This window comes from Aquimarina gracilis (assembly GCF_035285365.1).
GTDB lineage: Bacteria > Bacteroidota > Bacteroidia > Flavobacteriales > Flavobacteriaceae > Aquimarina > Aquimarina gracilis.
Window position 1 is genome coordinate 533,507 of the sequence record NZ_JAYKLX010000002.1, and the last position, 12,000, is coordinate 545,506.

At 36.8% G+C, this 12,000-nt stretch carries 22 protein-coding genes; all 22 read right to left on the bottom strand.

What is annotated here, in order from left to right:
- Positions 1-6 precede the first annotated feature (6 nt).
- The 22 genes from rpsE to rpsL all read right to left on the bottom strand — a co-directional run bounded on the left by rpsE (position 7) and on the right by rpsL (position 11,701).
- Positions 7-531, bottom strand: a complete 525-nt coding sequence (rpsE, locus tag U6A24_RS05295; RefSeq protein ID WP_324178895.1) for a 30S ribosomal protein S5 — start codon at positions 529-531, stop codon at positions 7-9.
- Positions 532-537: 6 nt separating this feature from the next.
- A complete protein-coding gene (rplR, locus tag U6A24_RS05300; RefSeq protein WP_324178896.1) occupies positions 538-894 on the bottom strand; it encodes a 50S ribosomal protein L18 in 357 nt (118 codons plus the stop codon).
- 11 nt (positions 895-905) lie between these two features.
- Positions 906-1,448: a 50S ribosomal protein L6 gene (gene rplF, locus U6A24_RS05305; protein WP_324178897.1), complete on the bottom strand. Its 543-nt coding sequence runs from the start codon at positions 1,446-1,448 to the stop codon at positions 906-908.
- A 21-nt stretch (positions 1,449-1,469) separates the two neighbouring features.
- On the bottom strand, positions 1,470-1,868 hold the full coding sequence (gene rpsH / locus U6A24_RS05310; protein ID WP_324178898.1) for a 30S ribosomal protein S8: 399 nt from the start codon (positions 1,866-1,868) through the stop codon (positions 1,470-1,472).
- Positions 1,869-1,935: 67 nt separating this feature from the next.
- Positions 1,936-2,205, bottom strand: coding sequence for a 30S ribosomal protein S14 (gene rpsN, locus U6A24_RS05315; protein WP_140597674.1), 270 nt, complete (start codon positions 2,203-2,205; stop codon positions 1,936-1,938).
- A 2-nt stretch (positions 2,206-2,207) separates the two neighbouring features.
- Positions 2,208-2,759 carry a 50S ribosomal protein L5 gene (rplE, locus tag U6A24_RS05320; RefSeq protein ID WP_324178899.1) on the bottom strand — a complete coding sequence of 184 codons (552 nt, stop codon included), beginning with the start codon at positions 2,757-2,759 and terminating at the stop codon, positions 2,208-2,210.
- 2 nt (positions 2,760-2,761) lie between these two features.
- Entirely contained in the window at positions 2,762-3,073 is a 312-nt protein-coding gene (rplX, locus tag U6A24_RS05325; protein ID WP_201922871.1) for a 50S ribosomal protein L24, read from the bottom strand.
- A 13-nt stretch (positions 3,074-3,086) separates the two neighbouring features.
- On the bottom strand, positions 3,087-3,455 hold the full coding sequence (rplN, locus tag U6A24_RS05330) for a 50S ribosomal protein L14 (RefSeq protein ID WP_322193633.1): 369 nt from the start codon (positions 3,453-3,455) through the stop codon (positions 3,087-3,089).
- Between the two features lie 2 nt (positions 3,456-3,457).
- Positions 3,458-3,715, bottom strand: coding sequence for a 30S ribosomal protein S17 (gene rpsQ, locus U6A24_RS05335; RefSeq protein WP_034243856.1), 258 nt, complete (start codon positions 3,713-3,715; stop codon positions 3,458-3,460).
- Between the two features lie 12 nt (positions 3,716-3,727).
- Positions 3,728-3,922, bottom strand: coding sequence for a 50S ribosomal protein L29 (gene rpmC, locus U6A24_RS05340; protein ID WP_324178900.1), 195 nt, complete (start codon positions 3,920-3,922; stop codon positions 3,728-3,730).
- 14 nt (positions 3,923-3,936) lie between these two features.
- Complete coding sequence (gene rplP / locus U6A24_RS05345) at positions 3,937-4,356, bottom strand: 50S ribosomal protein L16 (RefSeq protein ID WP_324178901.1); 420 nt, start codon at positions 4,354-4,356, stop codon at positions 3,937-3,939.
- A 20-nt stretch (positions 4,357-4,376) separates the two neighbouring features.
- Positions 4,377-5,099 (bottom strand): 30S ribosomal protein S3, encoded by a 723-nt coding sequence (gene rpsC / locus U6A24_RS05350; protein WP_324178902.1) that lies wholly within the window; start codon positions 5,097-5,099, stop codon positions 4,377-4,379.
- An 11-nt stretch (positions 5,100-5,110) separates the two neighbouring features.
- Positions 5,111-5,518, bottom strand: coding sequence for a 50S ribosomal protein L22 (gene rplV, locus U6A24_RS05355; protein ID WP_324178903.1), 408 nt, complete (start codon positions 5,516-5,518; stop codon positions 5,111-5,113).
- An 8-nt stretch (positions 5,519-5,526) separates the two neighbouring features.
- The gene (gene rpsS, locus U6A24_RS05360) at positions 5,527-5,805 is read right to left on the bottom strand and encodes a 30S ribosomal protein S19 (RefSeq protein ID WP_019386271.1); all 279 of its coding nucleotides are present in this window, start codon (positions 5,803-5,805) and stop codon (positions 5,527-5,529) included.
- A gap of 6 nt (positions 5,806-5,811) precedes the next feature.
- The gene (rplB, locus tag U6A24_RS05365; RefSeq protein ID WP_324178904.1) at positions 5,812-6,636 is read right to left on the bottom strand and encodes a 50S ribosomal protein L2; all 825 of its coding nucleotides are present in this window, start codon (positions 6,634-6,636) and stop codon (positions 5,812-5,814) included.
- A 9-nt stretch (positions 6,637-6,645) separates the two neighbouring features.
- Complete coding sequence (rplW, locus tag U6A24_RS05370) at positions 6,646-6,936, bottom strand: 50S ribosomal protein L23 (protein ID WP_324178905.1); 291 nt, start codon at positions 6,934-6,936, stop codon at positions 6,646-6,648.
- A gap of 5 nt (positions 6,937-6,941) precedes the next feature.
- Complete coding sequence (rplD, locus tag U6A24_RS05375; protein WP_324178906.1) at positions 6,942-7,571, bottom strand: 50S ribosomal protein L4; 630 nt, start codon at positions 7,569-7,571, stop codon at positions 6,942-6,944.
- Complete coding sequence (gene rplC / locus U6A24_RS05380; protein ID WP_324178907.1) at positions 7,571-8,188, bottom strand: 50S ribosomal protein L3; 618 nt, start codon at positions 8,186-8,188, stop codon at positions 7,571-7,573. The genes rplD and rplC overlap by 1 nt, the downstream gene beginning before the upstream one ends.
- 182 nt (positions 8,189-8,370) lie before the next feature.
- Complete coding sequence (rpsJ, locus tag U6A24_RS05385) at positions 8,371-8,676, bottom strand: 30S ribosomal protein S10 (protein ID WP_010181931.1); 306 nt, start codon at positions 8,674-8,676, stop codon at positions 8,371-8,373.
- 11 nt (positions 8,677-8,687) lie between these two features.
- Positions 8,688-10,814: an elongation factor G gene (gene fusA, locus U6A24_RS05390; RefSeq protein WP_324178908.1), complete on the bottom strand. Its 2,127-nt coding sequence runs from the start codon at positions 10,812-10,814 to the stop codon at positions 8,688-8,690.
- Between the two features lie 12 nt (positions 10,815-10,826).
- Complete coding sequence (gene rpsG / locus U6A24_RS05395) at positions 10,827-11,303, bottom strand: 30S ribosomal protein S7 (protein WP_324178909.1); 477 nt, start codon at positions 11,301-11,303, stop codon at positions 10,827-10,829.
- A gap of 23 nt (positions 11,304-11,326) precedes the next feature.
- On the bottom strand, positions 11,327-11,701 hold the full coding sequence (gene rpsL, locus U6A24_RS05400) for a 30S ribosomal protein S12 (RefSeq protein ID WP_024770883.1): 375 nt from the start codon (positions 11,699-11,701) through the stop codon (positions 11,327-11,329).
- Positions 11,702-12,000 lie beyond the last annotated feature (299 nt).

Here is a 12,000-nt window from a genome sequence, read left to right on the forward strand (position 1 = left end):
CTTTTTTTATCCTTTAAACACCTTTTCAAGTGAAATACCACGTTGAGATGCTACTTGTTGCGCACTTCGCAATTGTAATAACGCATCAAACGTTGCTTTCACCACATTGTGTGGGTTAGACGATCCTTGATTCTTAGAAAGTACATCATGTACTCCTACTGCTTCTAATACCGCACGGATTGCACCACCGGCTATTACCCCGGTACCTGTAGCAGCAGGCATTAATAACACTCTAGCACCTCCGTATTTACCTTTTTGCTCGTGAGGCAATGTACCTTTATGCAAAGGAATACGAACTAAATTTTTCTTTGCATCTTCTACTGCTTTAGCAATAGCTTCTGCTACTTCTTTCGACTTACCTAAACCGTGACCTACAACACCATTTTCATCACCTACAACAACAATTGCAGAGAATCCAAAAGCTCTACCACCTTTAGTAACTTTAGTCACACGTTGAACACCAACTAAACGGTCTTTAAGCTCAAGTCCACTTGGTTTTACTAATTCTGCGTTTTTATATTTTTGATACATAATTTCTTAGAATTTAAGTCCTGCTTCTCTAGCTCCTTCAGCTAACGATTTTACTCTACCGTGATACAAATACCCTCCTCTATCGAAAGATACTGTTTCCACTCCAGCTTTCTTAGCTTTTTCAGCAAGTGCTTTTCCAACCAAGTTTGCTATTTCAACTTTATTTCCAGATGCCGAAGCAATGTCTTTATCTCTTGAAGAAGCAGCACTGATAGTTTTACCAGTTACATCATCTATGATTTGAGCATAGATTTCTTTATTACTTCTAAAAACAGATAATCTAGGACGTTGTTCTGTTCCGCTTACTCTACCGCGGATTCGCTTTCTTATTTTTAATCTTCTTGATTCTTTTGAGAATGCCATAACGTTAGTTATTATGCAGATTTACCTGCTTTTCTTCTTAATTGTTCTCCTACGAATTTAATTCCCTTCCCTTTGTAAGGTTCTGGCTTACGGAAGCTTCTAATCTTAGCAGCAATCTGTCCTACCAGTTGTTTATCATGAGAAGTCAATTTTACGATAGGGTTTTTACCTTTTTCAGAAATAGTTTCAACCTTAACTTCTGGAGCAAGGTCTATAACTATGTTGTGTGAGAAACCTAAAGCCAAATCTAATTTTTGGCCTTGGTTAGAAGCTCTGTATCCAACTCCTACTAACTCTAATTCTTTGGTAAAACCTTTAGAAACACCTTCAACCATATTATTGATCAAAGCTCTATACAATCCGTGTTTAGCTTTATGATCTTTGGCATCACTAGGTCTTTCTAGAACCACTTGTCCTTCTTCAACTTTTACAGCAATACTGTCAATCTCTTGAGAAAGCTCTCCTAATTTTCCTTTAACAGTAACAACATTACCTGTCACTTCTACAGTGACACCAGACGGAATAGTTACTGGATTTTTTCCTATTCTTGACATTTCTTTTTGTCTTTTATACTGTTAATATACGTAACAAAGTACCTCACCACCAACATTCTCTTGTCTTGCTCGCTTACCTGTCATTACTCCATGAGAAGTAGATACGATTGCGATACCCAATCCATTAAGAATTCTTGGTATATCATTAGCTCCGGCATATTTACGAAGACCAGGCTTACTTATTCTCTGCAATTGTTTAATTACAGGTTCTTTGGTCATCTTATCATACTTAAGTGCAATCTTGATAGTACCTTGAGTAGTATTATCTTCAAACTTATAACTTAAAATATATCCTTGATCGAATAATATTTTAGTGATCTCTTTTTTAACCTTAGATGCAGGTATCTCAACAACTCTATGTTGAGCTCTATTTGCATTACGTATTCTGGTTAAATAATCTGCTATAGGATCTGTATTCATTGTTTATAGTTTATGGTATTGGTTTTCGACTTTTACCGAACCTAATACCAATTAATTTACTTTATTATTACCAACTAGCTTTGGTTACCCCTGGAATTAATCCTTTATTAGCCATTTCTCTGAAAGTTACACGAGAAATTCCAAATTGACGCATATATCCTTTTGGTCTTCCTGTTAACTTACAGCGATTGTGCATACGGATAGGAGATGCATTTTTAGGTAACTTTTGTAACGCTTCATAATCTCCAGCTTCTTTTAAAGCTTTACGTTTTTCAGCATACTTAGCTACAGTTTTCGCTCTCTTTACCTCACGGGCTTTCATTGATTCTTTAGCCATAATTAATTCTTTTTAAAAGGTAATCCTAGTTCTGTTAACAATGATTTTGCTTCTTTATCGGTTTGTGCAGAAGTTTCAAAGGTGATATTCATTCCTGAAATCTTATTTACCTTATCGATATCAATTTCTGGAAAAATTATCTGCTCGGTAATACCCAAAGAGTAATTACCTCTACCATCAAAACCTGTTGCTTTAATTCCGTTAAAATCTCTTACACGTGGCAAAGCTGAAGTAATTAAACGATCTAAAAATTCGTACATTCTTTCTCCTCTTAACGTAACTTTTGCTCCAATTGGCATTCCTTTACGTAATTTGAAAGATGCAACATCCTTTTTAGAAATCGTAGGCACAGCTTTTTGACCAGTGATTGTTGTTAATTCGTCTACAGCATAGTCTATCAACTTCTTGTCAGCTACAGCCGCTCCAATACCTCTACTCAAAACAATCTTTTTAAGTTTTGGCACTTGCATTACATTATCATAGCTGAACTCTTCTGTAAGAGTGGATACTACTCTATCCTTGTACTCTTGTTTTAATCTTGGGATATAAGCCATAACTATATTACTTCATTAGATTTTTTAGAAAATCTCACTTTCTTATCTCCTTCTACTCTATATCCAACTCTAGTTGTTTCTCCTTTTGAGGTTAACAATGATAGGTTAGAAATATGAATAGGTGCTTCTTGCTTTACAATACCACCCTGTGGATTAGTAGCACTAGGCTTTTGGTGTTTAGACACAAGGTTAACACCTTCTACAATCGCCTTGTTCTTATCTTTCAATACTTTTTGTACTGTACCCTCTTGACCTTTATTGTCTCCAGCAATAACTCGTACTGTATCTCCTGACTTTATTTTTAGCTTTGTCATCTTTAAAATATATTTAAAGCACTTCTGGCGCTAGTGAAACAATCTTCATGAATTGCTTATCACGAAGTTCTCTTGCCACAGGACCAAACACACGAGTTCCTCTCATTTCGCCAGCAGGGTTTAATAAAACACATGCATTATCATCGAAACGAATATAAGAACCATCTGGTCTGCGCACTTCTTTTTTGGTACGAACTACAACTGCAGTAGAAACCGCTCCTTTTTTGATATTACCATTTGGAGTTGCTTCTTTTACACTGACAACGATCTTGTCTCCTACAGAGGCGTATCTTCTTCCTGTACCACCTAAAACACGAATAACTAAAACTTCTTTAGCCCCAGTGTTATCGGCTACTTTTAATCTAGACTCTTGTTGTACCATAATTACTTCGCTCTTTCAATTACTTCTACTAATCTCCAGCATTTGGTTTTACTCATAGGTCTTGTTTCCATGATCTTTACAGTATCACCAATATTGCAGTCGTTTTTCTCGTCGTGTGCAACGTATTTTTTCGTTTTCAACACGAACTTTCCGTACATAGGGTGTTTTACTTTTTTAACCTCAGAAACCACGATCGATTTCTGCATTTTGTTACTAGTAACAACTCCTATACGTTCTTTTCTTAAATTTCTTTTTTCCATCTTTCAGCAGAATTAACCGTTTAATTCTCTTTTTGTTAACTCAGTAGCCATTCTTGCAATAGATCTTCTTACTTTACGTAACTGTAAAGGATTTTCTAATGGAGACATAGCGTGAGCCATTCTTAAATCTGAATATTCTTTTCGAGTTTTACTAAGTTCCTCTTGTAATTCAGCTGTAGACGATTCTTTTACTTGTGATTGTTTCATAGTCTCTTTCGAATTTAACCTTGATAGGTTCTTGATACAATAAACTTAGTTTTCACTGGTAGCTTTTGAGCAGCTAGACGTAATGCCTCTTTAGCTACATCATATGGTACACCACTGATTTCGAATAATATTCTTCCTGGTTTTACTACAGCTGCCCAGTATTCTACGGCACCTTTTCCTTTACCCATACGTACTTCAAGAGGTTTTTTGGTAATTGGTTTATCTGGGAAAATTTTAATCCACAGAGACCCCTCTCTTTTCATATAACGAGTAGCAGAAATACGAGCTGCTTCTATTTGTCTGGCTGTAATAAAACTTGAATCCAATGATTTAATTCCGAAGGTACCGTTTGAAAGTGTATGTCCTCTATGAGAAAGACCTTTCATACGTCCTTTTTGTTGTTTACGGAATTTTGTTCTTTTAGGCTGTAACATTGTTAATTTACTTTAAAAAATTACTTTCTACGACGTGATTTATTTCCACCACTTCGTCCACCTCTGTCACCTTTTCCTTGTTTTTTGGATAAACCAACTAAAGGAGAAAGTTCTCTTTTACCATATACTTCGCCTTTCATGATCCATACTTTCACACCCAATCTACCATAAGTAGTATGAGCTTCTACTAAAGCATAATCGATGTCAGCTCTAAATGTTGATAAAGGAATACGACCTTCTTTGTAAGACTCTGAACGTGCCATTTCAGCTCCATTCAAACGTCCTGAAATCTGAATCTTAATACCTTCAGCATTCATTCTCATTGCAGCCGCAATAGCCATCTTGATAGCACGACGATATGAAATACGACTTTCAATTTGTCTTGCAACACTAGATCCTACTAAGAATGCATCAAGTTCTGGTCTTTTGATCTCAAAAATATTGATCTGAACTTCTTTATCAGTAATTTTCTTAAGCTCTTCTTTTAACTTGTCTACCTCTTGACCACCTTTACCGATAATGATACCAGGTCTAGCAGTAGTGATAGTAACGGTTACAAGTTTAAGTGTGCGCTCAATAATTACTCTAGATACACTAGCTTTTGATAAACGAGCGTGCACATATTTTCTAATCTTATCGTCTTCGGCAAGTTTATCACCGTAGTCATTACCTCCATACCAGTTGGATTCCCATCCTCTAATGATACCAAGGCGATTTCCGATTGGATTTGTCTTCTGTCCCATACTGTTTATAATTAGCTTTGTGTATTATTGTTAGCTCCCAACACGATAGTTACGTGGTTTGAGCGTTTTCTTATTCTGTGCGCGCGACCCTGTGGAGCAGGACGAAGTCTTTTTAACATACTTCCTCCGTCTACACGAATCTCTTTTACAAAAAGATCTGCATCTTCGATGCTAGCGTCTTCATTTTTCGCCTGCCAGTTTGCTATTGCAGAAATCAACAACTTCTCTAAGCGACGTGCTGCTTCCTTTTGGCTAAATCTAAGAATATGAAGCGCCTTTTCAATTTTTTCACCACGAATCAAATCCGCTACCAAACGCATTTTGCGAGGTGATGTCGGGCAGTTATTAAGTTTAGCAAAAGCAACTTGCTTTTTCTCTTCCTTAATTCTTTCTGCCATTTCTCTTTTACGAACTCCCATGACTTAAATTATTTTTTACCTTTATTTTTAGCACCAGCGTGTCCTCTAAATGAACGTGTTGGCGAAAATTCTCCTAATTTATGACCTACCATATTCTCTGTAACATACACAGGAACAAATTGGCGACCATTATGAACTGCTATTGTTTGCCCTACAAAGTCAGGAGTGATCATAGATGCTCTTGACCAAGTCTTGATAACAGACTTTTTATTAGCCTCTACATTTGCAGCTACTTTTTTCTCTAACTTATAGTGAACGTAAGGTCCTTTTTTTAATGAACGTGCCATATCTTATTATTTCTTTCTACGTTCTACAATATACTTATTACTCGCTTTCGTCTTAGAACGGGTTCTATATCCTTTTGCAGGAAGACCTTTTCTAGAACGTGGGTGACCTCCAGAAGAACGTCCTTCACCACCACCCATTGGATGATCAACAGGGTTCATCGCTACTGGTCTTGTACGTGGACGACGACCCAGCCATCTTGTTCTACCCGCTTTACCACCAACGATCAACTGATGATCACTGTTTGATACAGCACCAATAGTAGCCATACAGTTAACCAAGATCATTCTCACTTCGCCAGAAGGTAATTTCACAGTAGCAAATTTACCGTCTCTAGCCATAAGCTGAGCAAATGATCCAGCACTACGCGCCATTACAGCACCTTGACCCGGACGTAATTCTATACAAGAAATGATTGTACCTAAAGGAATATCGCTCAAAGGCATTGCATTTCCAATTTCTGGAGCTACATTGTTACCTGAAACGATGTTTTGACCAACTTGTAAACCATTTTGAGCGATTACATAACGCTTTTCACCATCTTGGTAATTTACAAGTGCAATGAATGCAGTTCTGTTTGGATCATATTCGATTGTTGCAACGGTAGCAGGAACTCCCTGCTTATCACGTTTAAAATCAATAATACGATACCTTCTTTTATGACCACCACCTTTGTAGCGCATAGTCATTTTTCCTTGACTGTTTCTACCTCCAGTTCTTTTTTTCGGAGCTAATAAACTTTTCTCCGGCTTATCAGTAGTAATTGCGTCAAATCCATTTACTACTCTAAAACGCTGACCTGGGGTAATTGGCTTTAATTTTCTTACTGACATTTTCTAGTCTTAAAGATTACTATATAAATCAATTACTTCACCTTCCGCCACCTGTACAATTGCTTTTTTATAAGCACTTGTTTTACCAGTGATCATACCAGTTTTGGTATAACGAACCTTACGATCCGGACGAACATTTATTGTGCGAACTTTAGTAACAGAAACACCATAAGCAGCCTCTACTGCTTTTTTAATCTCTACCTTATTCGCTTTTTTATCTACTACAAAACCATAGCGGTTGTATACCTCACTATCATTAGTAGCCTTTTCCGTAATAATAGGTTTTATTAAGATACTCATGGCTTCTATTTACTTAAATTCGTTTCAATTCCTTTCAAAGAACCTTCCAAAAGCACAACATTACTCGCATTAAGTATCTTGTAAGTACTTAATTCTGAAGCAGTTATAACTTCTGAACCTTTCAAATTGCGTGACGACAAATATACATTTTTATTTGACTCAGCCAACACAAACAAAGATTTTTTATTTTCAAGCCCTAAAGACTTCAAAACAGCAGTAAAATTCTTTGTTTTTGGAGTATCAAAAGAAAAGTCTTCAACAACTGTTATTGCCTTGTCATTTGCTTTAATACTTAACGCAGATTTACGTGCTAATCTCTTTAAGTTCTTATTCAATTTAAAAGAGTAATTTCTTGGTCTTGGGCCAAAAATTCTACCTCCTCCTTTAAACACAGGAGACTTAATGCTACCAGCTCTGGCAGTACCTGTCCCTTTTTGTTTCTTTATCTTTCTTGTACTACCAGCAATCTCTGCTCTTTCCTTTGCTTTGTGAGTACCTTGGCGTTGATTAGCCAAATACTGCTTCACATCAAGATAAACAGCATGATTATTTGGCTCTATACCAAAAACAGCGTCAGAAAGGTCTGCCTTTCTTCCTGTTTCTTTTCCGTTAATATCAATTACCGCTACTTTCATTACTTCTGAATAGTTACATAAGCGTTTTTGTGCCCAGGAACACATCCTTTAACCACAAGTAAATTCTTTTCAGGAACTACTTTTAACACTCTTAAGTTTTGAACTTTAATTTGGTCTCCACCCATTCTTCCTGCCATCTTCATTCCTTTGAATACTCTTGCAGGATAAGATGCCGCACCTATAGAACCAGGAGCTCTTAAACGGTTATGTTGCCCATGAGTTGCTTGTCCAACACCACCAAAGTTGTGTCTTTTTACTACCCCTTGAAAACCTTTACCTTTAGAAGTTGCTGACACATCAACAAATTCTCCTTCTACAAAGTGCTCTACTGTTACCGTATCACCTAATTTGTACTCCTCATCAAAACCTTTGAATTCGACAACTTTACGTTTAGCAACAGTTCCTGCTTTTTTAAAGTGACCTAAAGCCGCTTTAGTAGCATTTTTGTCTGCTTTGTCATCGAAACCTAATTGAATAGCTTCATAACCATCAACATCTTTGGTTCTGACTTGGGTAACCACACATGGTCCAGCTTCGATTACGGTACATGGAATATTTTTTCCATTCTCGTCGAAAATGCTGGTCATGCCGATCTTTTTTCCTATTAACCCAGACATATTTAAATTATTTATTAATTACTCTTATTTATTAATTAAAAATCTCTTTTTAACCTTTCACTGTATTGATTCGCAAAAAAACAGGGTCAAAATACTTTCAACCCTGAAATGTATTTTTGCCGTTTTTCTCTCGCACGCAGCTCGAGACATTTTATAGTAGACTAACGCCTACAAAAGTTTTATCAAACTTTGATCTCCACTTCAACTCCACTTGGTAATTCAAGCTTCATCAACGCATCAATCGTTTTTGAAGAAGAGCTATAGATATCCAAAAGTCTTTTGTAAGAACTTAATTGAAACTGCTCTCTGGATTTTTTGTTTACGTGCGGAGAACGAAGCACTGTAAAAATCTTTTTATGTGTTGGCAAAGGAATTGGCCCAGTTACTACAGCTCCTGTACTCTTTACCGTCTTTACGATTTTCTCGGCAGACTTATCCACCAAATTATGATCGTAAGATTTTAGTTTTATTCTAATTTTTTGACTCATTTCTGTAATAATTAAGCGTTAACTCCTTTTGCTGCCGCGATTACTTCTTCTGAAATATTTGTAGGTGTTTCTGCGTAGTGAGAAAATTCCATTGTGTAACTAGCTCTACCTGAAGTAAGCGTTCTTAATGAAGTTACGTAACCAAACATCTCAGATAATGGAACAACCGCTTTAACAACTTTAGATCCCGAACGATCACCCATATCATTTACCTGACCTCTTCTTCTATTCAAATCTCCTACAACGTCACCCATGTTTTCTTCTGGAGTAATTACCTCCAATTTCATCATAGGCTCCATGATCACAGCTCTTGCAGCTTTTGCAGCAGCTTTGTAACCTAGTTTTGCAGCCAATTCGAATGATAACTGGTCAGAATCCACATCATGATACGAACCATCGGTAAGTGTAACCTTCATAGAATCCATTTCATACCCGGCTAAAGGTCCATTTTTCATTGCCATCTTAAATCCTTTCTCAACAGAAGGGATAAATTCTTTTGGCACGTTACCACCTTTAATTTCAGAAACAAACTCAAGACCTTGTTTACCTTCTTCAGCAGGCTCCATTGTAAATACAATATCTGCGAATTTACCCCGACCACCAGACTGTTTCTTGTACACCTCTCTGTGCTCTGCACGTGCTGTAATAGCTTCTTTGTACTCCACTTGAGGCTGACCTTGATTTACGTCTACTTTGAATTCACGCTTTAAACGATCAACAATAATATCCAAGTGAAGCTCACCCATTCCAGAAATAATAGTCTGTCCTGAAGCTTCATCAGTTCTTACAGTAAATGTAGGGTCTTCTTCAGCAAGCTTTGCCAAAGCCATACCTAACTTATCTACGTCAGCTTTAGTTTTTGGTTCTACAGAAATACCAATTACCGGATCTGGGAAATCCATTGATTCTAGAACTATAGGATTTTTTTCATCAGATAACGTATCACCTGTTTTAATATCTTTAAAACCTACTGCTGCACCAATATCTCCAGCTTCTATATATTCGATTGCATTTTGCTTATTTGAATGCATTTGGTAAATACGTGAAATACGCTCTTTCTTTCCAGAACGATTGTTTAACACATAAGAACCTGCATCCAATCTTCCAGAATACGCTCTAAAGAATGCCAAACGACCAACGAATGGGTCAGTAGCAATTTTAAATGCTAATGCAGAAAAAGGCTCCTTAACATCTGGTTTACGAGAAATCTCTTCATCAGTATTAGGATCTGTACCTACAATTGCATCTTTATCTGTTGGAGAAGGCAAATAACGACATACAGCATCTAATAAGAACTGTACTCCTTTATTTTTGAATGCCGATCCACAAACCATAGGAATAATAGACATATCCATTACAGCAGCTCTAAGCGCAGCATGCACTTCATCTTCTGTAATAGAATCTTCATCTTCCATATATTTTTCAAGAAGATTCTCATCATACGCTGCAACCTCTTCGATAAGTTTACCACGTAATTCTTTTGCTTCTTCTTTAAGTTCTTCAGGAATATCAATGACATCAAAAGTTGCTCCTTGAGTTTCATCATGCCATACAATAGCACGGTTTTTTACAAGATCAACGATACCTTTAAAATCTGCTTCATCACCTATATTTAATACAATAGGAACAGCATTAGAACCTAACATTTCCTTCACTTGGTTACAAACCGCTAAGAAGTTAGACCCTTGGCGGTCCATTTTGTTTACAAATCCCATTCTAGGAACTTTGTAATTATCAGCAAGTCTCCAGTTAGTTTCTGATTGTGGCTCAACGCCATCAACAGCACTAAACAAGAAAACCAAACCATCTAACACACGTAAAGAACGGTTTACCTCTACTGTAAAGTCAACGTGACCCGGAGTATCAATAATATTGAAGTGATATCCTTTGGCATCTGCTGTTGGCTTTCCATTTTCTGTAGGGAAGTTCCAAGTACAAGTTGTAGCAGCAGAAGTAATGGTAATACCACGCTCTTGCTCTTGCTCCATCCAGTCCATGGTAGCCGCACCATCGTGCACCTCACCTATTTTATGACTTACCCCTGTATAATAAAGTATACGCTCGGTAGTCGTTGTCTTTCCTGCGTCGATATGCGCAGCAATTCCTATATTTCTAGTATATTTTAAATCTCTAGCCATTTCTGTTATTGATTAAAATCTAAAGTGAGAGAATGCTTTATTTGCTTCAGCCATTTTATGAGTATCTACTCTTTTCTTAACAGCAGCTCCTTCTTCTTTTTCTGCAGCAATAATTTCTGCAGCAAGTTTTTGAGCCATAGATTTCTCATTTCTTTTACGCGCAAACTGAATCAACCACTTCATAGCAGTAGATATTTTACGGTCTGGTCTGATTGGATTTGGAATTTGAAATGTAGCTCCACCAACACGACGACTTCTCACTTCTACGTGAGGCATCACATTAGATAATGCATCTTTCCACATTTCTAACGCGGTTTTTTCGTCATTTTGTTTCTTTTCATCTACGATATCAATCGCATCATAGAAAATTTTGAAAGCAACTGATTTTTTTCCATCCCACATCATCATGTTTACAAAACGAGTCACTAATTGATCGTTAAAACGTGGATCTGGTAAAATCGGTCTTTTTTTAGCCTTTCTTTTTCTCATGTCTTCTTCTTAAAGTTTTTTGATTACTTCTTAGGGCGTTTTGCACCGTATTTAGACCTACGTTGTGTCCTACCTTCAACACCAGCGGTGTCTAAAGCTCCACGAACAATGTGATATCTAACTCCCGGTAAATCTTTTACCCTTCCACCTCTAACTAATACTATCGAGTGCTCCTGGAGATTGTGACCTTCACCACCGATGTATGCATTCACTTCTTTTCCATTAGTCAACCTAACACGAGCTACTTTTCTCATAGCCGAGTTTGGTTTTTTAGGAGTAGTAGTGTATACACGAGTACATACACCGCGTCGTTGCGGGCACGAATCCAAAGCAGCCGATTTACTCTTCTTAGTTATTTTGGCTCTACCTTTTCGTACTAATTGTGAAATTGTTGGCATAATTTGCTTTACACTATATATTAATTTTTTTTTAAATATCCCTTTTTAAAGGGCTGCAAAGGTAGAAATATTTTTCAGCAAATCAAATCCTAAGAGATTAATTTTCAAATAGATTAAAAATCATACAATTCTAGAACCAAAAAACAAGCCTGAACACTTCTACTTTAAAAGGCTTTTTCAGGGATAAAAAATGAATTCTTAAAATTTCTTTTCAAGATAACAGGCTTGTTTCACCCCGGCGTCATAAATAGGTACGTTCTTTTGTCCCTAATATTTTATGATTCATCCCATTTTATATA